The sequence below is a fragment of the Leucobacter luti genome (assembly GCF_019464495.1).
GTDB classification, from domain to species: Bacteria; Actinomycetota; Actinomycetes; order Actinomycetales; family Microbacteriaceae; genus Leucobacter; species Leucobacter luti_A.
The window spans coordinates 963907-987172 of sequence record NZ_CP080492.1; the positions used below are offsets into that span (position 1 = coordinate 963907).

General features: G+C 64.3%; 23 protein-coding genes and 3 pseudogenes. 12 read left to right on the forward strand and 14 right to left on the reverse strand.

The window, feature by feature from the left end; genetic code table 11:
- Positions 1–45: 45 nt before the first annotated feature.
- From K1X41_RS04370 to K1X41_RS04385, 4 genes are read right to left on the reverse strand one after another with little or no spacing between them, the layout of a single operon-like run.
- Positions 46–846 carry an ABC transporter permease gene (locus tag K1X41_RS04370; protein WP_132204729.1) on the reverse strand — a complete coding sequence of 267 codons (801 nt, stop codon included), beginning with the start codon at positions 844–846 and terminating at the stop codon, positions 46–48.
- On the reverse strand, positions 843–1706 hold the full coding sequence (locus K1X41_RS04375; RefSeq protein WP_132204727.1) for an ABC transporter permease: 864 nt from the start codon (positions 1704–1706) through the stop codon (positions 843–845). Before K1X41_RS04375 ends, K1X41_RS04370 begins: the two co-directional genes overlap by 4 nt.
- Before the next feature lie 11 nt (positions 1707–1717).
- Positions 1718–2899 (reverse strand): ABC transporter ATP-binding protein, encoded by a 1182-nt coding sequence (locus K1X41_RS04380; protein ID WP_132204725.1) that lies wholly within the window; start codon positions 2897–2899, stop codon positions 1718–1720.
- A 2-nt stretch (positions 2900–2901) separates the two neighbouring features.
- Positions 2902–4110, reverse strand: coding sequence for an ABC transporter substrate-binding protein (locus tag K1X41_RS04385; protein WP_132204723.1), 1209 nt, complete (start codon positions 4108–4110; stop codon positions 2902–2904).
- A gap of 308 nt (positions 4111–4418) precedes the next feature.
- Here K1X41_RS04385 and K1X41_RS04390 point away from each other — a divergent pair, with 308 nt between their 5' ends.
- Positions 4419–4886 carry an Lrp/AsnC family transcriptional regulator gene (locus K1X41_RS04390; RefSeq protein ID WP_132204721.1) on the forward strand — a complete coding sequence of 156 codons (468 nt, stop codon included), beginning with the start codon at positions 4419–4421 and terminating at the stop codon, positions 4884–4886.
- Between the two features lie 2 nt (positions 4887–4888).
- Complete coding sequence (locus K1X41_RS04395) at positions 4889–6283, forward strand: aspartate aminotransferase family protein (RefSeq protein WP_132204719.1); 1395 nt, start codon at positions 4889–4891, stop codon at positions 6281–6283.
- 264 nt (positions 6284–6547) lie between these two features.
- Here the strand turns inward: K1X41_RS04395 and rpsO are convergent, their stop codons facing one another.
- Positions 6548–6817 carry a 30S ribosomal protein S15 gene (gene rpsO, locus K1X41_RS04400; protein WP_132204717.1) on the reverse strand — a complete coding sequence of 90 codons (270 nt, stop codon included), beginning with the start codon at positions 6815–6817 and terminating at the stop codon, positions 6548–6550.
- Positions 6818–7090: 273 nt separating this feature from the next.
- Here rpsO and K1X41_RS04405 point away from each other — a divergent pair, with 273 nt between their 5' ends.
- The 3 genes from K1X41_RS04405 (at position 7091) to K1X41_RS04415 (ending at position 10523) form a co-directional block, all read left to right on the forward strand.
- Entirely contained in the window at positions 7091–8296 is a 1206-nt protein-coding gene (locus tag K1X41_RS04405; RefSeq protein WP_132204715.1) for an ammonium transporter, read from the forward strand.
- Between the two features lie 91 nt (positions 8297–8387).
- Positions 8388–9224: an inositol monophosphatase family protein gene (locus K1X41_RS04410; protein ID WP_220175401.1), complete on the forward strand. Its 837-nt coding sequence runs from the start codon at positions 8388–8390 to the stop codon at positions 9222–9224.
- A 99-nt stretch (positions 9225–9323) separates the two neighbouring features.
- Positions 9324–10523, forward strand: a complete 1200-nt coding sequence (locus tag K1X41_RS04415) for an ABC transporter substrate-binding protein (protein ID WP_220175402.1) — start codon at positions 9324–9326, stop codon at positions 10521–10523.
- On the opposite strand, the gene K1X41_RS04420 is transcribed toward K1X41_RS04415, so the two are convergent.
- The 4 genes and pseudogenes from K1X41_RS04420 to K1X41_RS16095 form a co-directional block, all read right to left on the reverse strand.
- Positions 10520–10804 carry a DUF6457 domain-containing protein gene (locus K1X41_RS04420; RefSeq protein WP_133616084.1) on the reverse strand — a complete coding sequence of 95 codons (285 nt, stop codon included), beginning with the start codon at positions 10802–10804 and terminating at the stop codon, positions 10520–10522. The two genes, K1X41_RS04415 and K1X41_RS04420, sit on opposite strands and share 4 nt — an antisense overlap.
- Positions 10801–11274 carry an NTP transferase domain-containing protein gene (locus K1X41_RS15370; RefSeq protein ID WP_258566754.1) on the reverse strand — a complete coding sequence of 158 codons (474 nt, stop codon included), beginning with the start codon at positions 11272–11274 and terminating at the stop codon, positions 10801–10803. The genes K1X41_RS04420 and K1X41_RS15370 overlap by 4 nt, the downstream gene beginning before the upstream one ends.
- 35 nt (positions 11275–11309) lie before the next feature.
- Positions 11310–12056, reverse strand: a pseudogene (locus tag K1X41_RS16090) (molybdopterin-binding protein); the annotation flags it as partial.
- Positions 11999–12738: pseudogene (locus K1X41_RS16095) on the reverse strand (MoeA family protein). The pseudogenes K1X41_RS16095 and K1X41_RS16090, both read right to left, overlap by 58 nt.
- A 68-nt stretch (positions 12739–12806) precedes the next feature.
- On the opposite strand from K1X41_RS16095, the gene fdhD reads away from it, so the two are divergent.
- Positions 12807–13700, forward strand: coding sequence for a formate dehydrogenase accessory sulfurtransferase FdhD (gene fdhD, locus K1X41_RS04440; RefSeq protein WP_220175405.1), 894 nt, complete (start codon positions 12807–12809; stop codon positions 13698–13700).
- Positions 13697–16021, forward strand: a complete 2325-nt coding sequence (locus K1X41_RS04445; RefSeq protein ID WP_220175406.1) for an FdhF/YdeP family oxidoreductase — start codon at positions 13697–13699, stop codon at positions 16019–16021. The genes fdhD and K1X41_RS04445 overlap by 4 nt, the downstream gene beginning before the upstream one ends.
- Positions 16022–16101: 80 nt before the next feature.
- Here the strand turns inward: K1X41_RS04445 and fmdA are convergent, their stop codons facing one another.
- Together fmdA and K1X41_RS04455 are read right to left on the reverse strand one after the other, a co-directional pair.
- Positions 16102–17358 (reverse strand): formamidase, encoded by a 1257-nt coding sequence (gene fmdA / locus K1X41_RS04450; RefSeq protein ID WP_132204699.1) that lies wholly within the window; start codon positions 17356–17358, stop codon positions 16102–16104.
- A 91-nt stretch (positions 17359–17449) separates the two neighbouring features.
- Positions 17450–17737 carry an FmdB family zinc ribbon protein gene (locus K1X41_RS04455; protein WP_133616074.1) on the reverse strand — a complete coding sequence of 96 codons (288 nt, stop codon included), beginning with the start codon at positions 17735–17737 and terminating at the stop codon, positions 17450–17452.
- Positions 17738–17965: 228 nt separating this feature from the next.
- On the opposite strand from K1X41_RS04455, the gene K1X41_RS04460 reads away from it, so the two are divergent.
- The 4 genes and pseudogenes from K1X41_RS04460 to moaA all read left to right on the forward strand — a co-directional run bounded on the left by K1X41_RS04460 (position 17966) and on the right by moaA (position 21178).
- On the forward strand, positions 17966–18364 hold the full coding sequence (locus K1X41_RS04460; RefSeq protein WP_132204695.1) for a TOBE domain-containing protein: 399 nt from the start codon (positions 17966–17968) through the stop codon (positions 18362–18364).
- Positions 18364–19221, forward strand: a complete 858-nt coding sequence (modA, locus tag K1X41_RS04465; protein ID WP_220175407.1) for a molybdate ABC transporter substrate-binding protein — start codon at positions 18364–18366, stop codon at positions 19219–19221. The genes K1X41_RS04460 and modA overlap by 1 nt, the downstream gene beginning before the upstream one ends.
- Positions 19218–20020 (forward strand): annotated as a pseudogene (locus tag K1X41_RS04470) (ABC transporter permease). Before modA ends, K1X41_RS04470 begins: the two are co-directional and overlap by 4 nt.
- A gap of 60 nt (positions 20021–20080) precedes the next feature.
- Positions 20081–21178, forward strand: coding sequence for a GTP 3',8-cyclase MoaA (moaA, locus tag K1X41_RS04475; protein WP_220175408.1), 1098 nt, complete (start codon positions 20081–20083; stop codon positions 21176–21178).
- A 34-nt stretch (positions 21179–21212) separates the two neighbouring features.
- On the opposite strand, the gene K1X41_RS04480 is transcribed toward moaA, so the two are convergent.
- From K1X41_RS04480 to K1X41_RS04490, 3 genes are all read right to left on the reverse strand, one after another.
- A complete protein-coding gene (locus K1X41_RS04480; RefSeq protein ID WP_220175409.1) occupies positions 21213–21629 on the reverse strand; it encodes a molybdenum cofactor biosynthesis protein MoaE in 417 nt (138 codons plus the stop codon).
- 70 nt (positions 21630–21699) lie between these two features.
- Positions 21700–21966 (reverse strand): rhodanese-like domain-containing protein, encoded by a 267-nt coding sequence (locus K1X41_RS04485; RefSeq protein ID WP_220175410.1) that lies wholly within the window; start codon positions 21964–21966, stop codon positions 21700–21702.
- Positions 21957–22949, reverse strand: a complete 993-nt coding sequence (locus K1X41_RS04490) for a HesA/MoeB/ThiF family protein (protein WP_220175411.1) — start codon at positions 22947–22949, stop codon at positions 21957–21959. The genes K1X41_RS04485 and K1X41_RS04490 overlap by 10 nt, the downstream gene beginning before the upstream one ends.
- A 67-nt stretch (positions 22950–23016) precedes the next feature.
- On the opposite strand from K1X41_RS04490, the gene K1X41_RS04495 reads away from it, so the two are divergent.
- Positions 23017–23265, forward strand: coding sequence for a MoaD/ThiS family protein (locus K1X41_RS04495; protein WP_132204683.1), 249 nt, complete (start codon positions 23017–23019; stop codon positions 23263–23265).
- Position 23266: the final 1 nt, after the last annotated feature.

The window sequence follows — 23266 nt, forward strand, 5'->3', positions numbered from 1 at the left end:
CATAATCTGCGGCGGACCGAACGTGTGTGCCTCTCAAGGAACGAGCTATTGCCTGGCCACCCGTTTTTGTTTATTGATGTTGACCATCTGCACGATGATCACGAGGACGAGTGCGCCGATGAACACGATCGACGCGAGCACATTTGCTTGAGCAGGAACGCCCTTGAGCGCGGAGACGTAAATGAATTTCGGGAACGTCGTCGCAGTGCCCGAGTTGAAGTTCGTGATGATGAAATCATCGAACGACAGCGCGAAGCTCAGGAGCGCGGCGCCGATGATGCCCGGCAGCAACATGGGGAAGGTGATTCTCCAGAACACCTGTCCCGGTGGGGCATACAGATCCCGCCCGGCTTCCTCGATCGCGGGATCGAGACTGGCGACGCGCGCCTTCACCGCGACTACGACGTAGGAGATACAGAACATCGTATGCGCGAGGATGATCGTGCCGAGGCCCTTCTCCACCCCCGCGAGCAGGAACTGCGCGGCAAGGCCAGCGCCGAGCACGACCTCGGGGGTCGCCATCGGCGTGAACAGCAGCAGACTCACCGTTGAACGGAATTTGAAGCGATAGCGCACGAGCGCCAGCGCGATCATTGTCCCGAGCACGGTGGCAATCACCGTGGCAACGACTCCGACGAGGATGCTGTTGCCGAACGCGGTGCACACCTGCGGCGCCCCACACGGGTTCTGCCAATTGTCGAGCGTGAACCCGCGCCAGATGATGTTGTTGCGACCAGAGTCATTGAACGAGAACAGAATGACGTGCGCGATCGGCAGGAGCAGGTACACCAGCGTGATCGTTGCGACGACGGGGACAAAGGCCTTCCCCAGGCTGAAACCCTTCACAGGAGATCCTCCGCCCCACTCTTGCGCACGTAACTCGCCACGATCACGAGGATCACAACCATCAGGATTATCGAGAGCGTCGCGGCCATCGGATAGTTCTGGGTTTGCAAGAAGTTCGATTCGATGACGTTGCCGATCATCGTGGTCGAGGTCCCGCCCAGGAACTCGCGTGACGCATTCACGTAGTCACCCGACATCGGAATGAAGCTGAGCAGTGTGCCCGAGACGATACCGGGCATCGACAGCGGCAGGGTGACCCGCCGGAATGTCGTCACCGGTGAGGCATACAAATCCGATCCTGCTTCGAGGAGCCGCAAGTCGAGCGCCTGCAGTGAGGAGAACATTGGCAGCACCATGAACGGAATGAAATTGTAGACCAGACCGAAGATGACGGAGAAGTGCGTGCCGACGAGCTCGCTCGGCAGGATCGACTTCCACGCGAGCGTGCGGAGCAGGAAGCTGATGAAGAACGGAGCGACGACCAGGATCAGCAGGATCCCCTGCAGCATCGGCCGCGACCGCACCTTTACGCCGATGAGATACGCCACCGGATAGCTAATGCAGAGGCCAACGATCGTCGCAACGATCGCGTAAATAAAGGAACGCAGCAGGTGGGGCCAGTACTCCTGCAGCGCAGCCCAGTAATTGGAGAACTGCATCGCAGCGACGTACTGTCCGATGCCACCACTCTCGGCTGGAGCCTGCAGCGAGGTGATCGCAAGCTGCACGAACGGGGCGACAAAGAACAGCAGCATGTACGCGATGCCCGGTGCAAGCAGGAGTAGTGCGATCCAGCTGCGTTTGCGCGGGGCTTGGTCGACGGTTTTCGTCGGGCCCCCAGAGAAGGCGGTAAACGCCATGAGCGCCTCCCCTACTCCGCGAGCGCCGCCCGGGTCGCAATTGCCCGGGTCGAGAAGTCGGCGGTCAGGGCCCCGGTGTCAAGGCGGTCATCGGCAAGCCCGAAGGTATGCTCGATCAGCCAGCTCAGCCAGACCTCCTCACCGAGGTGTGCAACAGGCCCTGCCTGCAGGTTTTGCGCGAACACGTGCACCGGTGCGGAGCCGGGCACATCGACCGTGTACTGTGTGCTGACTCCGATGAAGGAGACGTCCATGATTCGCCCCGGGCCGACCACATTGCGGCCAGCCTCCGGTGCTGGTGGTTCTTTCGTCAGCATCAGCTTCTCCGGGCGCACGCCGATCGTGATCGTTCCGCTGTCACGCTCACTGCGCGCACGCGGCACCGACAGCCTGGCCCCCGCACAGTCGGTGTGAATGACCTGATCCGTGCTTCCTGCCACCTCGACCTGGAACAGGTTCGACTGGCCCAGAAAGTTTGCGACAAACACGGTGCGCGGCAGCTCGTACAGCTCCTCAGGTGCACCCATCTGCTCGATCCGACCCTTGTTCATCACGGCCACGGTGTCCGCCATGGTCATGGCTTCCTCCTGGTCGTGCGTGACGTGTAGGAAGGTGAGGCCAACCTCCTGCTGAATCTGCTTCAGCTCCTGCTGCATCTGGCGCCGCAGCTTCAGATCCAGCGCGCCGAGGGGCTCATCGAGCAGCAGCAGTGCCGGCCGGTTGACAACCGCCCGCGCCAGGGCGACGCGCTGCTGCTGTCCGCCCGAGAGCTGCGCCGGTTTGCGATCCGAGATGTGATCCAGCTCGACCAGGCGCAGGGCCTCGTGGGCCTTCGCTACTGCGTCTCCGATCTTGCGCCGTCTGAGTCCGAACGCCACGTTCTCCAGCACGGACATGTGGGGAAACAGCGCGTACGACTGGAATACAGTATTGACCTGCCGCTTATGCGGCTTGAGCGCGCTGACATCTTTGCCGCCGATGAGAATCTTGCCGGCAGTCGGGTCTTCGAGCCCCGCGACGAGCCGCAGAGTCGTCGTTTTGCCGCACCCGGACGGGCCGAGGAGTGCAAAAAAGGAACCAGCTGGGATCGTGAGATCGAGCTCCTCGATCGCAGTGAAGCCAGGAAAGCGTTTCTGGATGCCGACCAGCTCAAGGTCGGCACCGGCCTCAGCGAATGCGCCGTGATCCGCCATGGCTACAAGCCCAGCACATTCTGGAATGCGGTCGAGTACTTCTTGTCTTCTTCCGGGCTGAGTGTGCGGAAATTGTGGAGGTGCTTCCAATCCTCTTCTGTGGGGAAAATGAGCGGATTGTCGGCGTTCTCAGGATTGATCTTCTTCATCTCTTCCTGCGTTCCCTTCACGGGGGGCACGAACGTCACATAATTGGCGACCTCCGCCATCACGACCGGGTCGTAGTAGTAGTTGATCAGTTCCTCCACCTTGGCTTTCGCCTCGGCGCTCGTGCCATTGGGCACGGTGAATGAATCAGCTGCGATCATGCCGCCCGATTCGGGGATCTCCAGCGTCCACTGGTTGTCATTCTCTGCGTTCAGCATCACGACGTCTCCGGTCCACGCCATCGCGACGAGTGCGTCACCGGTGATCAGATCCTGCGTATAGCTGTTGCCTTTCACGTTGCCGATCTGACCGCTCTGGAGCGCGTCATCAAGCCAGGCAAGGGCAGCGTCGAATTGAGCGTCGCCCCAGTCACTGTTCGGATCGGTCCCGAGCCCAGCCATGACCATACCCATGGTGTCTCGCATCTCGCTCAACACGACGACTTTGCCCTTCAACTCCGGACGGAGGAAATCATCGAGGGTCTTGATTCCCTGTGGGACCTCCTTCGAGTTCCACACCCACCCGGAGGCAGGAAGCTGCCAGGGGATCGTGAACTTCCGGCCCGGATCCACGTCGAGTGCATCCCACTGCGCATCAACGAGGTTCGCCGTGACATTGGCGAGGTTCGCATAGTCGAATTCCTGGATCTGCTTGTCCTGGATCAGGCGCCCGTTCATCCAGTCAGTAAACGTGATGGTGTCGTAGCCGGTGAACTGGTCCAGCTTCAGCTGGTCCTTGATCTTGCCGTAGAACGTGTTGTTGTCATCGATGTCCTCGATGTAATCGACGGTGAAGCCGGCCTTGTCCATGAACGCGTCGAGGGACGGGAAGCTCTGAGTGTCTTCGTCGAAGTCGAGATAGTACGTCCAGTTTCCCCATACGATGCCCTCGCCACCAGCACCGCCACCGCCTCCGCCTCCTGGGGCACACGCGGCGAGGCTGAGTGCCCCCACTCCGGCTGCGCCAGCGGCCGCACCGCGCAAGACCTGGCGACGATTCATCTGTGCGCCGCGGAGCAGCTGGACAATATTGCGAACAATGGGGTCATCAGACTGACGGACCATGAGAGATCTCCCTTGGTTTCTCATTGGCGATCCGACATCGCGCACATATCGGCGACGTTGCCGGGTGGTGATCTGAGAATGGCACAGAGTATGTATCGATGCAAAGCTGACCCGCACCCCGATTCGAATTCTTCACGGAACAGTTACTTTTCCGTAGCGGTGCGGGCAAATATCGGGGGCTAGATTGAGGTTTGGGCAGTCGCGTCTCGCGCTCCCATGATGCGCGAAGTGTTGAAATCAGCATCATTCGACGCGCTTATCTTCGGATTCCTTTGCTTTTTCAGGTTCCCACTGCAAGAATCAGTGATGTGAGCAGCAAACGCACGTCGCCAGCGCTCGACGCAACGTCGAAAGCGATCATCGAGCAACTTCAGCGCGATGGTCGTCGTTCGTACGCGGAGATCGGAAAGGCGGTCGGCCTCAGCGAGGCCGCCGTCAGGCAGCGCGTGCAGAAGCTTACGGACACCGGGGTCATGCAGATTGTCGCTGTCACCGATCCCATGCGGCTCGGATTCAGCAGACAGGCCATGCTCGGCATCCGTGTCTCCGGCGATACCCGTGTCGTGGCCGACCAGCTCTCCGCAATGCCGGAGATCAGCTACGTGGTCCTCAGCGCCGGCTCCTTCGACATCCTTGTCGAGGTCGTCTGTGAAGATGACGACGGGCTCATCGAACTGCTGAATGAAAAGATTCGCGCAGTTGATGGGGTGGCCGCTACGGAGACGTTCGTATACCTCCAACTCACCAAACAGAAATACGATTGGGGAACAAGATAACCATGTCATACGATCCCACTGCTGCGGTGGACACCGCCGCGCTTCAGGCTTCGGCCAAGCGCCACATGTGGCCGCACTTCACGAACCGCAAGGTGTTGAACGACGGTATCCCCGTCATCACCCGTGCGCAGGGCCACCACATCTACGATGCGGCTGGCAAGGAATACATCGACGGCCTCGCAGGCCTCTTCGTGGTCAACGCTGGCCACGGCCGCGAGCGCATCGTGCAGGCAGCTGCGAAGCAGATGCAGCAGCTCGACTTCATGCCGATCTGGTCCTACGGCCACCCGGCAGCGATCGAACTTTCCGAGCGCCTGTCGTCGTACGCACCCGGCGAGATGAACAAGGTCTTCTTCACCACCGGTGGTGGCGAAGCTGTGGAGTCAGCGTTCAAGCTGGCGAAGCACTTCTGGAAGATCAAGGGCCAGCCGATGAAGCACAAGGTCATCTCGCGCTCGGTCGCCTACCACGGCACCCCGCAGGGCGCGCTGGCGATCACCGGCATCCCCGACATGAAGAAGTTCTACGAGCCGCTGACCCCGGGTGGGCACCGCGTTCCGAACACGAACTTCTACCGTGCCGAGGAAATGGGCGCACCGTCCAACGACATCGAAGCATTCGGCCAGTGGGCAGCGAACCGCATCGAAGAGGCAATCCTCTTCGAGGGCCCCGAGACTGTCGCTGCCGTGTTCCTTGAGCCCGTGCAGAACTCCGGTGGCTGCTTCCCGCCGCCCCCCGGATACTTCAAGCGTGTGCGCGAGATCTGTGACCAGTACGATGTGCTGCTCGTTTCGGACGAGGTCATTTGCGCCTACGGCCGCGTTGGCGAGTTCTTCGCTTCGAAGGCGCTCGGCTACGAGCCCGACATCATCACCTCGGCGAAGGGCATCACCTCGGGCTACGTTCCCCTGGGCGCCATGATCGTCTCGGACAAGGTGTCGGAGCCCTTCAACTCGGAGGATCACACCTTCTACCACGGCTTCACCTTCGCCGGTCACCCGGCGGCAGCTGCTGCGGCTCTCGAGAACCTCGACATCTTCGAGGAAGAGGACCTCAACGGCCGCGTGCGCGAGAACAGCCCGCTGTTCCGCGCCGAGCTTGAGAAGCTGCTCGACATCGACATCGTCGGTGACGTGCGCGGCGAGGGCTACTTCTTCGGTATCGAGCTTGTCAAGGACAAGGCCACCAAGGAGACCTTCAACGCGGAGGAGTCGGATCGCCTCCTGCGCGATTACCTCTCCCCCGCGCTGTGGGAGGCCGGCCTCTACTGCCGCGCCGACGACCGTGGAGACCCCGTCATCCAGCTCGCTCCGCCGCTGACCATTGGTCCGGCTGAGTTCGCTGAAATCGGCGGAATCCTCCGGAGCGTCCTGAAGGACGCATCCTCGAAGATCTAGTCTTCGGCCTGCGAACGGCCCCCGCGCTTCGGCGCGGGGGCCGTTGTGCGTCCGGAGCTCACGGTGTCCGACCACCCAGTGTCCGAACGCCCCGGTGTCCGAACGTCTCAGTGTCCGAACTCCTCAGTGTCCGAACGTCTCAGGGTCCGAACGCCCAGTATTCGAACGCTTCACCGTCTTGCCCGGGCACTCGATGAACTTCCACGCACGCAAAAGCGCCCGCCCCGGAACCGGGACGGGCGCTCGCAGGAAGTCAGTCGGCGATTAGCGACGCAGGCCGAGACGCTCAATGAGCGAACGGTAGCGCGTGATATCGACGTTCGAGAGGTAGCCCAGGAGACGGCGGCGCTGGCCGACGAGCAGGAGAAGGCCACGGCGCGAGTGGTGATCGTGCTTGTGGGTCTTCAGGTGCTCGGTGAGATCCTTGATGCGCTGCGTGAGCATTGCAACCTGAACCTCAGGGGAGCCGGTGTCACCGGGCTTGGTCGCGTATTCATCGATGATCGCCTTCTTGACGTCTGCTTCGAGTGCCATGTAGGGATCCCCTTCCTGTAGCTGCGCGGCGCCATCAGCGGGATGCTGGGGCTCTCTTTATCCGCGGCCGTTCTAACGGCAACCTGGATAGCTTAGCAGTTCTCGCGCCCCACGCCCACCCGGGGCCGACGCTCGAGTATTCCGCTTTCCTGTGATCACACAGAAACACAACCGTGACTCCGCAGTAATCGCAGCGAGACGACCACGAAACGAGGGGCGCGCACACTGAAGCCAAGACTCGTTCCCGGGTTTCCGGGAGGAAGGTGGCACACCATGGAACTCACGCCGCAAGACGTGTGGACTCTCGCCAGCACGGCGCTTGTCCTCATCATGACTCCGGGCCTCGCCCTATTTTACGGCGGCCTCGTACGCGTCCGCTCAGTCGTCAACATGATGCTGTTCAGCGTCAGCGCAATGGGTGTCGTCGGGATGCTCTGGATCTTGTTCGGCTACAGCATGAACTACTTCGCCGAGGGCGAGAGCGGCTTCGCGGGCAGCCCCTTCAAAGATTTCGGGCTGATCAACACGGATCCGGCGAGCTTCATTGGCGTGGGCTTCGGGGCGGTATTCGCGATGATCACGACCGCTCTCATCTCAGGCGCGATCGCCGATCGCGTCGGTCTCGGCTCCTGGGTCTTGTTCTCTGGCGTCTGGGCCACTCTCGGGTACTTCCCCGTTGCGGCCTGGGTGTGGGGCGGCGGCTGGATCCAGAATCTCGGCACAACGCTCGGCACACCAGATGTGATCGACCTCGCAGGCGGCACGGTGATTCACATCAATGCCGGGGCGGCCGCACTCGCCCTTGCACTGATCGCCGGTCAGCGCGTCGGATTCGCTCCCGGCTCGCACAAGCCACACAGTGTCCCGCTCGTCACGATCGGCGCCGCGCTCCTCTGGTTCGGGTGGATCGGATTCAATTCGGGCCTCGCCACCGAGGCCGGTGAGGCTGGTCTCATCGTCGTGAACACGCTCGGTGCTCCAGCGGCCGGCATCGTCGGGTGGATCCTCGTCGATGTGCTGCGCGGCAAGAAGCCTGGCGTGATAGGTGCGGCATCTGGGGCTGTCGCAGGCCTCGTCGCAATCACTCCCGCCGCGGCCAACCTTTCCCCGGTCTGGGCGCTGCTGCTCGGACTCCTCGCCGGCATTGCCTGCGCCTTCGCGATCGAGTGGAAGTACCGCCTGGGCTACGATGACTCGCTCGATGTGGTGGGACTGCACCTTGTCGCGGGCGTGATCGGTTCGCTCTACCTCGGCTTCTTCGCGTTCGATGATGGCCTGTTCACTGGCGGCAACGGCGGCCTGCTCCTTGTCCAGACGATCTCGGTGGTCTCCGTCGCGGTGTACTCCTTCGTTTTGGCCCTGGGTATCGCGCTCGCTGTCAAACGCCTCACGGGGCTCAGAGTGCCACAGGAGGTCGAGGAGGCAGGGATCGACTCTGTACACGGCGAGGAGGCCTACGCCTACGAGTCGGCGCGCTAACGTCCACGCCGGCCACGCCACCCGCACCTTTTCGAGCGGGGCACTGGAGCCCACAGGCACCAGTGCCCCGCTCCCCGTTAGGCTTCGAAGCATGACTGACACACACGCCCTCGACGCCTCACCTGCCGAGCTTGCCCGGATCGCGGCCGACATTGCCGTCGCCGTTGGCACGCGCATTATGGAGCTGCGGGAACTCGGCGTAACAGTCGCGGCGAGCAAGTCGAGCATCACTGACGTGGTGACGGCGGCGGATCGAGAGGCCGAGCAGCTCGTTGTTACCGCGCTCCAGGGCGCGCGCCCTCACGACGCGATACTGGGAGAAGAGGGCACGGGGATTGCCGGTACGAGCGGAATCACCTGGGTGATCGACCCGATCGACGGCACCGTCAACTATCTGTACAACATTCCGATGTACGCGGTGAGCATTGCGGCGACCGTAGCGGACACGACAGCGATGGCGGACGGCAGGCGCGCGATCGCCGGAGCCGTGTACTGCCCGCGCCTCGCCGAACTGTATGAGGCGTGGGAAAGCGGAGGGGCGCGCCTGAACGGTGCTCCGCTCACTATCTCCGGAAAGTCGGATCTGGAAACCGCCCTCGTCGGCACCGGGTTCGGATACACGGTCGAACGGAGGATCGAGCAGGCCGCGATGGTGTCCCGGATCCTCCCCCGCATCCGCGATATCCGGCGTTCCGGATCCGCTGCGTATGATCTCTGCGCGTATGCGGCCGGCCGGCTCGACGCATTCTTCGAGCGCGGCCTCCAGCCATGGGACTACGCTGCGGCGGCACTGATCCTGCGTGAATCTGGCGGAGCGCTGCTCGGGCAGGATGACTCGACACCTCCGGGCGAGCCGCTGCTGTTCGCCGCGGCCCCCAGCCTCGTCCACGAGCTCCGCTCCGTGGTTCTTGGCCTCCCGTCGGAGTAACGTCAACGCGCATGACATAAGCGTGGACACCCGCGCGCGAAGTGTGTGAAGATGGGCTGAGCGATACCGCTTACGCTGCTCGTTTCCAAAGGAGGAAACATGCCCCTTTCGTCGACCGATCCCGTCGTCCAAGAGCTCGTGCGCCGCGCACGAGCTGCGCAGCTCAGCCGCAGGCAGCTCTTCAGAGGCACCGCACTGGGCGCCGCATTCCTCGGAGCAGGGGCGCTCACGTCTTGTGCGGGCCAGAGCGGGCCGGGTGACGGATCAGGCGGGACGCTGCGATGGGCCAACTGGACGTACTACCTCGACTATGACGAGGAGGCGGGTGACTGGCCCTCGCTCAACGAGTTCATGAAGCGCACCAACATCAGGGTCGACTACTTCGAAGATATCGATGACAACAAGACCTTCATCGCGAAAATTAAAGACCAGCTCAAGCTCGAGCAAGACACGGGCTACGACGTGATTGTGCCGTCAGACACCACCACAGTGCGGTTGGTTGAACAGGACCAGCTCCTCAAGTTTGATCGCAGCCTGATGCCCAACGTCAACACGAACATGATCGATATGGTGCAGCACGCGAGTTTCGATCCGGATCGCGTCTGGTCGGTTCCCTACCAGGCGGGTATGACGGGTCTCGTCTACAACACTCAGCTCTACCCAAAGGGAATCCGATCGGTGTCCGATCTGTGGTCCTCAGACCTGAAAGGCAAAGTCAACCTTCTCACGGAGCAGGACGACACGCTCGCCCTCATCATGCTCGAGCAGGGTGTGGACATCGAGGGCGACTGGGGGGATGCAGAGTTCGAGGCTGCGCTCGCGATCGCACAGCAGCAGATCGAGAGCGGCCAGGTGCTCACGGTAAAGGGCAATTCCTACACACAGGATCTCGAGCAGGGCAACGTGTGGGCCGGGATGTGTTGGTCGGGAGATATCGCGATCCTGAACGAAGAGGCCGGCGAGGAGATTTGGAAGTTCGTCGTTCCCGATGCCGGGGCCTCCGTGTTCACGGATTCGTTCTCGATGCCGAAAGCAACCGAAGCCTTTGACCAGGTGCACCAGCTCGTCGACTATTACTATGAGCCGGAAGTAGCCGCTCAAGTCGCCGAATACGTGCAATACGTCTGCCCGGTCGCCGGCGCGCAGGATGCCATGGCGAAGACCAACCCTGAGCTCGCGGAGAACCCCCTCATCTTCCCCGACGAGGAAATGTCACAGCGCATCTTCGATATGCGTTCACTCACCGCAGAAGAAGACAACCGCTACACGCAAGCCTTCCAGAAGGTGCTTGGCAACTAGCTCGTTTCGGCCGCCCAGCTCGCGGCGCGCGCGCTCACACGCGCTGCGAGCTCGGCAAACACGGCAGGATCATCGGCACGGCCCACCGCCATTCCCAGTAAGAAGGTCGTGAGTGGTGCCGCTGGGCGAGCGACGTCGTGCGCAACATCCCGCGCGACGTCGAGCAATTCTCCGATCGCCACCTCGGTGGGGTCCAAGCCCAGCTCTGCCGCAGCGGCGGCAAGCCACGCGTTCAGCGCCTCAGGTGGAAGTGGCTGGTGCGTCTGGGGCTGCTGCGTCATAGGGTCTCCGCTCCAAGGTCGTCAGGATCAGGGGATTCTGGATCACGAGCGCTGGGAGGTTCCAGTGTCGTGGCGCGCGCATGCGCGAGGTCAGCGGGGGTATCGATGTCCGCGACGAGCTCCGCCGGTACATCAACGAACCGGATGCTCATGCCCGCCAATGCTGCGCGAAGCCGGCCGCCCGTCGGGGCGCCCGCCAGGGCGGCACCCGCACGAAGCGCACTGAGCCGGTAGCGGCCAGCAAGCCACTGCCCTCGCCCGTCCGGGTCTCGCAGCACAACGGCCTCACTGTCCCCCAACGACTCCCGCACGAGCCTGTCAGCGACCGCTGCGGGATGCACGAGGTCACAGGACAGCAACAGCGCTGACCGGGCGCCCTCGGGCCCGTACTCCTCCGGGAGCGCCGCAAGCGCGGCAGCGAGCGCGGCAAGAGGTCCCCGAATGGCGGATCCTCGCGCGCGGCTCTGCACCCGGCGGGAACCACGTGCGCTGGCCCAACCACCACGATCCGATGTGCACCGGCAGCTCTGGCACCCGCGACGACTCGGTCGACCAAGCGCGCACCGCCGAGACGCAGTTCCGCCTTGTCCACGCCCCCAAGCCGCGAACCGCGCCCGCCCGCGAACAGAATCGCGTCGAGCTGCCCCATCACGGCCCCACCAGGATCACGTCGACTCGTTCGCCCGCGGCGACATCTCCTCGGTCCGCCGGGACGAGCGTACCCGTCGGCGGCACCATGCCCGCCGACGGCGTGGGACACCCCACTGGGATCCACAGCAGGACGGCAGCGCAGGCCTTCCTTTCCCGCGGCGACTCGCACCGGCAGCACCTGCAGCCGCCCCGCAACGCCCCGCCACGGGACCTCGGCTGTGGTCGCGACCCGAGGCCGCTCGATGACGGTGCGCCCCTGTACCGCGAGCAGTGCCGGACGCACGAACAGTTCGAAACTCACCGCTGCGCTCACAGGATTCCCTGGCAGCGCGAACATCCACGCCCCGCCCGCGAGCTGGCCGGTGCACTGCGGCTGCCCCGGGCGCACCGCAATACGCGCAGCGATCACGTCGGGCTCGGACTCGAGCGCAATCCGCACGATGTCGTGTCGGCCTGGCCCCACCCCACCAGTCGTGATGATGATGTCAACCTCACCCTCCAATTCAGCGAGCCGCGAGCGGAACCCAGACACGTTGTCGGCACTCACCGTGACCGCAGTGGCTGTGATCCCGTTCTCCGCGAGCAAGCTCTGCAACAGCACCGAATTGGACTCCGGAATCTGGCCGCGGCGCAGCGTCTCCCCGGCTTCCGCAGCTCCGAGCCGGTCGCGATCACCGCGACTCGCGGGAGCCGCCGCACGCTCACCCGCTCAATCCCCGCTGCGGCGAGTGCCGCGAGTCGCCGCGCTCCGAGTTCATCGCCAGCACCCGCGAGCACAGCACCGTGGGCGACGTCCTCACCTTGAGTGCGCACGTTCGCCCCGGGGTGCGGCGCACACAGCACCGTGACGTGCGCTGCCGCCCACGCCTGCTCCCGGTCCTCGCCTCTGGTGTGTTCGACGGGCACGACCGTGTCTGCGGCGCTCGGCAGCGGCGCTCCGGTCATGATCCGCACGGCGCTCGCAACTGGCACCGGGGGTCTTCTGCGCTCCCAGCGGCGACCTCGCCGCACACGCGCAGGGTCACCGGGTGTGCGGCACTCGCAGATTTGAGATCCGCGGCGCGCACGGCATACCCGTCCATTGCGGAGTTATCCCAGAGCGGCAGGGGCAGGGGCGCCGTGACCTCCTGCGCGAGCGTGTGCCCCCGCGCGTCCCGCAACGGCAGCTCGACCGCCGGGAGCGCAGAGATTCTGGCGAGAATCCAAGAGAGATGCGCCTCGGGCGCGAGCGCTGTGCGAGGCAATTCTGCTCGAAACGACCCCTCCACCGGCGTATCCGACATGGCGCCTCCGCTCCGCGCACTCCGTGTGCACCCTTGCCCTCGACTTGATTCGATGCTATCCAAGAACTATGTCTCGTATCGCTGCACGACGTCGTGTCACTCGATTGACGGCTGGGACACGGTCCACGCAACGCGTTGACTTCCTCGCGGTCGAAGAGCCGCTTGAAATTCGCGTGCTCGGAAAGTCGCTCGCGGTCACCATGCGCTCCCCCGGCTACGACGTGGAATTGGCCGCAGGCTTCCTCGTGTCCGAAGGAGTGATCCACGCCGCTGAACACTTCACCACGGCGCGATACTGCGCAGGCGCAACGGCCGACGAGGGGAACACCTACAACGTGCTCGACATCACCCTGGCACCGGGCGTCGCCCCTCCCGATCCGAGCTTGGCCCGCAACTTCACCACGACCAGTGCGTGCGGCCTCTGCGGCAAGGCAAGCATCGAGGCGGTCCACACCCAAACCCAGTTCACCGTCGAAGACGATCCCCTCTCGATTGACGCCAGCACGCTCATCAGCTTTCCCGACACGTTGCGCGCCGAACAGGCGATCTTCGAGCGCACGGGTGGGCTGCACGCGGCAGCGCTGTTCGATGGCGCCACCGGAGAGATGCTCGTGTTGCGCGAGGATGTCGGCCGCCACAACGCCGTCGACAAAGTCGTGGGTTGGGCGCTGATGCGCGATCTCCTTCCTGCGCGCTCATGCGTTCTCATGGTCTCTGGCCGCGCCAGCTTCGAGCTCACGCAGAAGGCCTTGATGGCAGGCATCCCGATGCTCAGCGCCGTCTCGGCACCGTCGTCGCTCGCAGCCGATCTTGCTGAGGAAGCCGGGCTCACGCTCGTCGGCTTCCTTCGCGGCGATTCGATGGTCATTTACAGCCGCCCGGATCGCATCACGAACCTCGGCGAGGACGCAGACCCTGAACAGGGTCCAGCGCTCGTCGGCGAGAAAGCAGGACAGCCATGACCCCTTCTGCCCCGATCGAAGACTTCTCCGACGCTGAGCTCGAGGTGACGGAGCCGAAAGACTACGCTGCCGGTTTCGGGGGCGTGTACCACTCTATGAAGCCGTCCCTCACCGAGCTGGGGCTGGTCCGCACCGCCAAGCTGATGCTGAAAATTAACCAGAAAGACGGCTTCGACTGCATGAGCTGTGCGTGGCCCGACCCGGGGCACCGCAAGATCGCGGAGTTCTGTGAGAATGGCAGCAAGGCCGTCACATGGGAGGCGACACCGGTCACCGTGCCGCGAGAGTTTTGGGCAGAGCACTCGCTCACCTCGCTCGAGGACAAAACGGAGTACTGGCTCGGGATGCAGGGTCGCATCACCGAGCCTGTCTACCGACCACGGGGCAGCGATCACTATGAGCCCATCAGCTGGGACCGAGCGTACGGGGTCGTTGCCGAGCACCTGAACGCACTCGAGCACCCGAACGAGGCCGCGTTTTACACGAGCGGACGCGCGTCAAATGAGGCGGCGTTTCTCTATCAGCTGTTCGCACGCATGCTCGGCACGAACAATCTCCCCGATTGCTCGAACATGTGTCATGAGTCGACAGGCACGGCGATGCAGTACGCGGTGGGGATCGGGAAGTCGACGATCGCCTACGATGACTTCGGCAAGTCTGATCTGATCATCATCATGGGACAGAACCCTGGCACGAACCACCCTCGAATGCTCACAGCGCTGCAGGAGGCGAAGGAAAACGGAGCCCGGATCGTCGCGGTGAACCCCATGCCGGAGGCGGGACTCAAAGGCTACAAAGACCCGCAGCGCGTGCGTGGGTATCTCGGGAAGGCGACCGAGATTGCTGATCAGTTTCTGAAGATCCGTCTCGGCGGCGACATGGCGCTGCTGCAGGCAGTCTCGAAGCGTGTGCTCGCTGCGGAGCGTGCGCACCCCGGCACCGTGCTGGACCAGGAGTTCATCGCGGAGTATTGCGATGGCTTCGAGGAATTCGCCGCCCACATCGACGCCGTTGACGAGCGCGAAGTCGAACAGGCCACTGGGCTGAGCGCGGCCGAGATCGATGAACTCGCAGACCGCTATCTGGCGTCCGAGCGGGTCATTATTGCCTGGGCGATGGGCATTACGCAGCACCGCCGCGGCGTCGATACGATCAAAGAAATTATCAACTTGCTCCTGCTGCGCGGCAACATCGGGAAGCCAGGGGCCGGAGCCTCTCCCATCCGCGGCCACTCAAATGTGCAGGGTGACCGCACGATGGGCGTGTGGGAGCAGATGCCCGACTCATTTCTCGACGCCCTCGGCACAGAGTTCGGCTTCGAGCCTCCGCGCGACCACGGCGTTGACGCGGTGCATGGGATCCGGGCACTGGATCACGGCAAGCTCAAAGTGTGGATGGGCTTGGGTGGCAACCTCCTCGGCGCGATCTCAGACACCAACCTCGCGGAGTCTGCGATGCGCAAGACGAAGCTCAGCGTGCAACTGTCCACGAAGCTCAACCGCTCGCACGTGATTACGGGCGAGGAGGCACTCATCCTCCCGGTGCTCGGTCGGACCGAGGTCGATATGCAGCGCTCGGGCCCGCAGTATGTCACCGTTGAGGACTCCGTGTGCGCGGTGCACGCCTCGCACGGGCAGATCGAACCGATCTCTGCTGAGGTGCGCTCCGAGACGGCGATCGTCGCGGGGATCGCGAACGCAACGCTCGGTGATCGCTATGACGTCGACTGGCTCGGCATGATCGACAATTACGATGTGATCCGGGACCACATCTCACGGGTCGTGCCGGGCTGCGCAAACTACAACGAGAAAACCCGCAGCCGTGAAGGCTTCGTATTGCCGAATGGGCCGCGCGACAGCCGGCACTTCCCCACAGCAACGGGGAAAGCGCGGATCACCGTCAACGAGTTGGAGCCGGTCGAGTGCCCGCCCGGGCGGCTGCTGCTACAGACGCTCCGGTCGCACGACCAGTTCAATACGACGATCTACAGCTTGAACGACCGCTACCGGGGAATCAAGAAGGGGCGATCGGTGATCTTCGTGCACCCCGACGATCTCGCCGAACTCGGGCTCGAAGACGGGCAGACGGTCGACATCTTCAGTGAGTGGAAAGACGAGCCGGATCGCGTGCTGCGCGGTTTCCGCACGGTCGCGTTCCCAACGGCACGCGGGTGCGCCGCAGCGTACTTCCCCGAGGCGAACGTGCTCGTACCGCTCGATAGCACGGCGCTCGGGAGCAACACTCCGGTGTCGAAAGCGATCGTGATTCGGATGGCGCCGTCGAGCACTCCCGTTGGGGTAGGGCGCCCGGTCGTCGTGTAGCTGGGCACAGCATTGAAGCGGGACGGTTGGTGATTCGTGATCTGCCAGCCGCCCCGCTTCAGGGCTGTGCTCCGCGCGGACTATCCGAAGGAGGCGCGTGGAGCTCCCATCCCCGGGTCGATCTGCACCGGTCCCGCAGCCGTCGGCTCGATGCTGAAGTCAAAGATGCCCGTGGGCAGGTACACCGTTGAACACGAGTTCGGAATATCGACGACGCCGGACAGTCTGCCCTCGATCGGCGCTGCGCCGAGCAGCAGATACGCCTGCTCCGGGCTGTAGCCAAACTTGGTGAGGTAGTCGATTGCGTGCAGGCACGCGCGCTGGTACGACAGATGCGAGTCGAGATAGCGCTGCTCACCGTCGAGCGTGACCGAGGTGCCTGAGAACGCGAGCCACTGGCTGTACTGTGGCTCGACATTGCCAGGCATAAAGATCGCGTTCTCGGACACGCCGTAGGTCTCCATCCCACCGCGAATGATGTCGACTCGGAGGTCGATGAAGCCACCCATTTCGATAGCGCCGCAGAACGTGATTTCGCCGTCGCCCTGCGAGAAGTGCAGATCTCCGACGGAGAGGTTCCCGCCGTCGACGAACACGGGATAGAAGATGCGACTGCCCTTGCTCAAGTTCTTGATGTCTTGGTTGCCGCCGTTTTCGCGCGGAGGTGCGGTACGAGCCGCCTCGGAGCCAACGCGAGCTCGCTCCGACTCGGGGAGAGCACCGAGCACTGCGTGCTCTGCCTCGGGCGGGAGCGCCAGCGGAGGCACTCGCAGTGGATCGGTCGCGATCAACGCGCCCTCGCGAGCATTCCATCGCGCGAGCAGCTCTTTCGACGGCGCAGTTCCCATGAGGCCGGGGTGGATGATGCCGGTGAATGAGACACCTGGGATGTGGCGCGAGGTCGCAGTCTGGCCGCTGAAATCCCAAATCGCCTTGTATGCATCAGGGAACTGATCGGTCAGGAAGCTGCCACCGTTTTGCTTCGCAAAGATTCCGGTGTAGCCCCAGCCCTGCCCAGCAAGCGGGCCAGAGTCCTCCTGCGGGATGGGGCCGACGTCGAGAATATCGACGACCAGCAGGTCACCGGGTTTCGCGCCCTCGACCGCAAACGGTCCGCTGAGTGTGTGCACTGTCAAGAGCGGAGCGTCGAGGATGTCCTGCGCAGAATCGTCGTTCTTGATCGCCCCGTCAAACCACTCGCGGCAGTCAACACGGAAGCTGTCGCCCGGTTTCACAGTGGCCACCGGTGGAATTTCAGGGTGCCATCGATTGTGCCCGATCTGGGCCTGCTCGGTGAACCTCTTGTCGGAATCCAGGGTGAAAATGTGTTCGGGCATCTGGCGCTCCTTTATTCTCGATGTGTCCTACAGGCCGACAGCCGCGCCGCCAGCCAGTGCCAGGCGGCTCACAACTGCGCCGCCCTGGGTCCTAGGGCCGCGGTAACTTCGCGTGCAACGGGTTGTGGGTGACGGGCTGCGTGCGCGCAGGGCCGCGCGGTGGCGGCCCGCTCACCACGGTGGGCTCGTGAGCGCTCGCCGCAGCACGGTCCATCAGGCCAAATGCTGCGCTGCCAGCCGCCGAAAGGTGCGGCGCGGTAATCACGCGCTTCGCTGGTGCGGCGCACCCGCGGCACGCCATCTCGGACGGAACCTCAGTCATGGGAAAGAGCGCTTCGAAGCGACAGCCCTCCGCACACTGGTAGCTGTAGTTCGGCATTCCCACCGTCCTTCTCGTCGTCGCGACACTGCGAGATGAGGGGCCCTAGCCACGGCCAGGGCCCGTTCGCGCGGGGAAACTCGCATCGAGCCCCACCCGCTTCCTTGGACGGTATCTCCTCGCAGGGACGGCGTCAACGGTGCACGGCACGGACAGCTCTAAGGCAAAACCGCAGGTGCTGCACCGCTTCCTTTCCAGGAACGCATCTGCGTGGCTAGACTGCCGAACATGACAGATTTCAGGATTAGTGAGGCTGCCCGCCTCATCGGTGTCAGTGACGACACTGTGCGTCGCTGGGCAGCAGATGGACTCCTCGACGCACGAGACGATGCCTCGGGACGCCGCATCGTGTCCGGCGCTTCGCTCGCACGTCGCGCCATCGAGCTCGCCCCGACGGGCGATGATGACTCCCCCGTGCGCCGCAGTGCACGCAATCGCTTCACCGGCATTGTCACGGGAGTCGAGCGCTCAGGTCTCGTCGCGCAGGTGAGCCTGCAGTGCGGACCGAACCGAGTCGTGTCGCTCATGACCTCAGAAGCACTCGACGATCTCCGCATCGAAGTGGGCTCCCGTGCAACCGCGCTCGTGAAGGCCACGACGGTGATCATCGAGACGGAGCGGCGCTGATGCGCCGGCAGCGGGTCACCGCACTCCTGGCACTCACACTCACCGCCCTCGCGGGCATCGCCCTCACCGGCTGCTCCGCAGCACCGGGTGCCACGCCAGAGCCGGCCGCGACACCGACAGACCGGAGTCCGGTCGAGGATCACGTGCAGGGCACACTCACTATCGCAGCTGCGGCATCGCTGCAGCCGGCGTTCGAAGAGCTGACAACAGAGTTCACGAAGCTTCACCCCGACGTCACCGTCGATCAGCTCACGTTCGACGGCTCCTCGGTGCTGGCCGCTCAGATCATTGCCGGCGCCCCCATCGACGTGTTCGCGTCGGCCGACGAAGCCAACATGCAAAAAGTGGCAGATGCCCAGTTGCTTGCAAGCGACCCGATCCCCTTCGCACGCAGCAGTCTCGAAATCGCGGTCGCCCCCGGCAACCCGCTCGGGATCACGACGCTCGCAGATCTCGGCGCTCCGACCCAGCTCGCTGGAGCGGGGGCGGCGGGGGACGCACCGGTGGTGGTGATCTGCGCGGCAGAGGTACCGTGCGGTGCGGCGTCACACCGGCTCCTCGACCGCGATGGGGTTGCTCTCACTCCTGCCAGCGAAGAACAAAACGTCACGGCGGTCCTCACAAAAGTGGCCGCTGGCGAGGCAGACGCAGGCCTCATCTACCGCTCCGACGTGTTGCGCTCAGGCGGCGATGTCGAGGGCATCGAGATCGCCGGGTCGGCGGATGCGGCCGGCCTGTACGTGATCGCGCCGATCGCCGAGTCCGCTGCACCTGAGGCCGCGCTCGCGTTCGCAGAGTTCATGCGCAGCCCGGAGGTGCAGGCGCGGTTCGAAGAGCTCGGGTTCGGGCAGGCGTGAGCGAGCGCGCAGCGGGGATCCCGGGAGGCCTGTATATTCCGGCCGCTGTCGGGGGCGGGCTGCTGCTCCTGCCGCTGATCGCGCTACTCGCTCGAATCGATTGGGCGACGATCCCGAACATGCTCGTCGCCCCAGAGACGGCGAATGCGCTGAGAGTCTCGCTCGTCACCGCCGCAACCGCAACCGCGCTGTGCCTCGTGCTGGGGATCCCCCTCGCACTGGTGATCGCGCGAGCGCGCGGGTGGCTGGCCACTGCGCTGCGCGCGCTCGTCACACTCCCGCTGGTGCTGCCGCCGCTCGTCGGGGGCTTGCGCTCCTGTCACTGCTCGGGCGGGGCGGGGTGCTGGGCGACTGGCTCGCTGAGCTGGGGATACGAATTCCGTTCACCACCGTCGCCGTAATCATTGCGCAGACGTTTGTCGCCCTCCCGTTTCTCGTCATTTCGGTCGAGGGCGCACTGCGCAGCCTGCATCCTGAATATGAGGAGGCCGCCGCGACGCTCGGGGCCTCACCCACGAGCGTGCTCTTTCGGATCACGATTCCGCTGATCGCTCCTGGCTTGGTGGCCGGCACGATTCTGAGTTTCACCCGTGCGCTCGGTGAATTCGGCGCCACTGCGCTTTTCGCTGGCAACGCGGCTGGCACAACCCGAACGGTGCCGATGGCGATCTACACCGCGTTCAATGGGGCCGGGGTCACACAGGACACGGCCCTCGCGCTCTCACTGATCCTCATCGCCGTCGCAGTGACCGCGCTCGCGGTGCTGCGGGGGCGGACCAGCAGCGCAGCTCGCGCGTAACGGCCAGCCTGGCCGGGCGACTCACGCCGGTGATAGTGTGGCGGCGCAGGGGGTGCACAGATGGCACAGCGAAGTCGGCTCTCACTGAGTCCGAGGTCGAGCGAGCCCGGACGCGCCGCCCAACTGCCTTCGGCCGGGTTTCCTGATGCACGCGGTCGCGAGCTGCGCGATCTGCGGATCTCAATCACAGATCGCTGCAATTTCCGCTGCGTCTACTGCATGCCGAAGGAGATATTCGGCAGCGACTACCAGTTCATGGATCGCGAGCAACTGCTGAGCTTCGACGAGATCACACGGCTCGCCACTGCGGCGGTGTCGCTTGGAGTGGACAAACTGCGGATTACCGGGGGCGAGCCACTCTTACGGCGTGGAGTCGAGGATCTGATCGCACGTCTCGCAGAGCTGCGCACCCCGGAGGGCAAACGCCCAGACCTCGCGCTGACCACAAACGGATCCGCGCTGCGCGTGAAAGCTGACGCACTCAAGGCCGCGGGACTCGACCGGGTAACGGTGTCCGTCGACTCCCTGGACGACACCAGATTTCAGGCCATCAACGATGTGCGTTTCCCGGTGAGTCGAGTGCTCGACGGACTCGCTGCTGCTGAGGCGGTAGGGCTCGGGCCGATCAAGATCAACGCGGTGGTGAAACGCGGGGTGAACGACGACGAGATCGTACCGCTCGCCGAGTACTTCCGCGAGCGCGGCTGGACTCTGCGCTTTATTGAGTACATGGACGTTGGCGCATCGAATGGTTGGGTACTTGAGGACGTGGTGCCATCGGCAGAGATCGTGGCGCGCATCTCTGCGGTGCGCCCGCTCGAGCCTGCCGCGCCGAGCCGGACGGGCGAGACCGCCAAACGCTGGCGCTATCGGGACGGATCCGGTGAGATCGGCGTGATTTCGAGTGTCACCGGAGCCTTCTGCGGCAGCTGCACGCGGGCCAGGATCTCGGCGGAGGGCAAGCTCTACACCTGCCTGTTTGCGAGCGAGGGCTTCGATCTGCGCGCCCTCGTGCGTGGCGGCGCGAGCGGCGCAGAGATCCGCACGGCGCTCGCCGAGATCTGGGGCGTGCGCGACGACCGCTACTCGGAGCAGCGCGCCGCACTCGGTGCTCGTCCGGCGCGCTCTCGCATTGAGATGTCGTACATCGGCGGGTAGGGCTCCCGGCTTCGCGGCCCAGGCCGGCCGTCGGTTACAGCCCCACCCACTCGCTGGCGCCGTCGCCGAAGTGTTGACGCTTCCAAATCGGCACCTCCTGTTTGATTCGCTCGACCAGGCGCTCGATCGCCGCGAAGGCTTCTGCCCGGTGGGGCGCTGCGGCTGCCGCGACGAGGGCGGCATCGCCAATCGCGAGCGAGCCAATCCGGTGCACAGCTGCCAAGCGCAAGCCGGTGCGCTCGCTCTCTGATGCGACGCAGTCCGCGATGAAGCGCTCGGCGTCCGGATGAGCGCGGTAGTCGAGTGCGTTCACGCCGCGGCCCCCGTCGTGATCCCGCACGATGCCGTGAAACATGACGAGCGCACCGCAGTCGGCGGCATCAACCGCAGCACGGATCTGTGCTTCGTCAATGGGCTCCACGACGATGTGGGCGAGCGGGGCGGCTGACATAGTGCTCCTCGGTGAGTGTGTGACAACGGATCCCAATGCGGGTCCGGCTCGGAAGGTGCCGCTGGCGGAGCTATTCCTGACGCTGCCCACGGTCCACCAAATCGGGCGCGAACCGGGCGAACGCGTCAATCCCACCCCGAAGGTATGAGACGCTGACCGTGCCGCTCCGGCGCAGCGCGGTGGCGGCACGCACCGAACGCGGATCCCGTTCACAGTACAGCACGACGGGGCCGATGACAGCGGCACCAGCTTCGATCTCCTCGACGGGCAACCAGTCGGATCCGCGCACTCGACGTTCCGCGTGCTCGGCGGCTGATCTCACATCAATCAGGCGCACACCCCCGAGCGCAGCAGCTCCGCAACTTCGGCGCTCTCGAGCGCGACAACCGCAGTTGATTCTGACGCCTCGGTCGCCTCGGCCGCCTCGGCCGCCTCTGCCGCCTCGGCAAATCCCGCAGGCTCGGCCGACGCATCGACGCCAGTTCCCTCGCGTCCGGCATCACACCACAGTGCCGTGTCGACGAGTGTGGTGACCGGCACGGCAAGCGGATCGCGATTGACTCGCAATTCACGCGTACGAGCGCTCAGTGCGTCGTACAACAACACACGACCGATGAGCGGCTCCCCAATGCCGGTGATGAGTTTCATCGCTTCGGTCGCCAGCAGCGAGCCGATGGTGCCGCACAATCCAGGGAGCACGCCACCTGTCGCGCAGTCGAGCACCTGGCTCGGATCTGGCGCCTCAGGAAACAGGTCGCGGTAGCCCGCGCCGTGAGCGTGCCACGCGACGCCCACTTGGCCGGAATACTGCAGGATCGCGCCCCACACAAGCGGAATCCCAGCAAGCTCCGCGGCGTCATTGGCGAGGTAGCGCGTGGGGAAATTGTCGCTGCCGTCGATAACAAGGTCGTAGTCACGAAATAGCTCGAGCGCGTTCTCCGCAGTCAGCCGGACCGCATGGCGATCCACCACGACATGCGGAGTCAGCGCCGCCACGGTCTCGGCGATCGAGTCCACCTTGCGGCGTCCCACGTCTGCTGTGCCGTGCGCGATCTGGCGGTGCAGGTTCGACAGCTCGACGGTGTCATCGTCGATCACACCGATCCGGCCGATGCCAGCTCCAGCAAGATACGGCACGACCGCACTGCCGAGCCCACCCGCACCGATCACGAGCACTCGCGCGGCCTGCACCCGACGCTGCGCAATCTCACCGAACCCTGGCAGCGTCATCTGGCGCCTGGCTCGTATTGCAGCGTCACCTCCGAGCTCTGACCCTGGAGCCACGAGCGGACCTGGACGTGCGTCGGCGGACTGATCCATATGCCCATTGTAGGAGGCCCACCGTGCCGTCGGGAGTGCAGTGACCCCGGCAGGCTACGATGGCGATATGGCCAGCATCACCGTCAGATACTTCGCCGCCGCCGCCGAGGCCGCCGGACGCGAGGAGGAAGTATGGGCCTTCCCGTCCGAGGCCACGCTCGACGAGCTTCGATCCGCGCTTGCTGGTCGCTACGGCGACGGGATGCTGCGAGTACTGCGTACTGGATCCTTCCTCATTGATGGCACGGTGCGCCGCGACGGTGGCCCGATCGGTGGGGGCACTGTTGATGTGCTCCCCGCGTTCGCTGGCGGATAGT

Bases quoted from the DNA above. Each gene is read 5' to 3' on its own strand.
- fdhD (WP_220175405.1), top strand. From the start codon at position 12,807: ATGTCTCGTATCGCTGCACGACGTCGTGTCACTCGATTGACGGCTGGG.
- K1X41_RS04385 (WP_132204723.1), bottom strand. From the start codon at position 4,110: ATGGTCCGTCAGTCTGATGACCCCATTGTTCGCAATATTGTCCAGCTG.
- K1X41_RS04460 (WP_132204695.1), top strand. From the start codon at position 17,966: ATGACAGATTTCAGGATTAGTGAGGCTGCCCGCCTCATCGGTGTCAGT.
- K1X41_RS04480 (WP_220175409.1), bottom strand. From the start codon at position 21,629: ATGTCAGCCGCCCCGCTCGCCCACATCGTCGTGGAGCCCATTGACGAA.
- K1X41_RS04415 (WP_220175402.1), top strand. From the start codon at position 9,324: ATGCCCCTTTCGTCGACCGATCCCGTCGTCCAAGAGCTCGTGCGCCGC.
- K1X41_RS04375 (WP_132204727.1), bottom strand. From the start codon at position 1,706: ATGGCGTTTACCGCCTTCTCTGGGGGCCCGACGAAAACCGTCGACCAA.
- K1X41_RS04420 (WP_133616084.1), bottom strand. From the start codon at position 10,804: ATGACGCAGCAGCCCCAGACGCACCAGCCACTTCCACCTGAGGCGCTG.
- K1X41_RS04395 (WP_132204719.1), top strand. From the start codon at position 4,889: ATGTCATACGATCCCACTGCTGCGGTGGACACCGCCGCGCTTCAGGCT.
- K1X41_RS04380 (WP_132204725.1), bottom strand. From the start codon at position 2,899: ATGGCGGATCACGGCGCATTCGCTGAGGCCGGTGCCGACCTTGAGCTG.
- moaA (WP_220175408.1), top strand. From the start codon at position 20,081: ATGGCACAGCGAAGTCGGCTCTCACTGAGTCCGAGGTCGAGCGAGCCC.
- rpsO (WP_132204717.1), bottom strand. From the start codon at position 6,817: ATGGCACTCGAAGCAGACGTCAAGAAGGCGATCATCGATGAATACGCG.
- K1X41_RS04495 (WP_132204683.1), top strand. From the start codon at position 23,017: ATGGCCAGCATCACCGTCAGATACTTCGCCGCCGCCGCCGAGGCCGCC.
- K1X41_RS04445 (WP_220175406.1), top strand. From the start codon at position 13,697: ATGACCCCTTCTGCCCCGATCGAAGACTTCTCCGACGCTGAGCTCGAG.
- modA (WP_220175407.1), top strand. From the start codon at position 18,364: ATGCGCCGGCAGCGGGTCACCGCACTCCTGGCACTCACACTCACCGCC.
- K1X41_RS04405 (WP_132204715.1), top strand. From the start codon at position 7,091: ATGGAACTCACGCCGCAAGACGTGTGGACTCTCGCCAGCACGGCGCTT.
- K1X41_RS04455 (WP_133616074.1), bottom strand. From the start codon at position 17,737: ATGCCGAACTACAGCTACCAGTGTGCGGAGGGCTGTCGCTTCGAAGCG.
- K1X41_RS04490 (WP_220175411.1), bottom strand. From the start codon at position 22,949: ATGGATCAGTCCGCCGACGCACGTCCAGGTCCGCTCGTGGCTCCAGGG.
- fmdA (WP_132204699.1), bottom strand. From the start codon at position 17,358: ATGCCCGAACACATTTTCACCCTGGATTCCGACAAGAGGTTCACCGAG.
- K1X41_RS04410 (WP_220175401.1), top strand. From the start codon at position 8,388: ATGACTGACACACACGCCCTCGACGCCTCACCTGCCGAGCTTGCCCGG.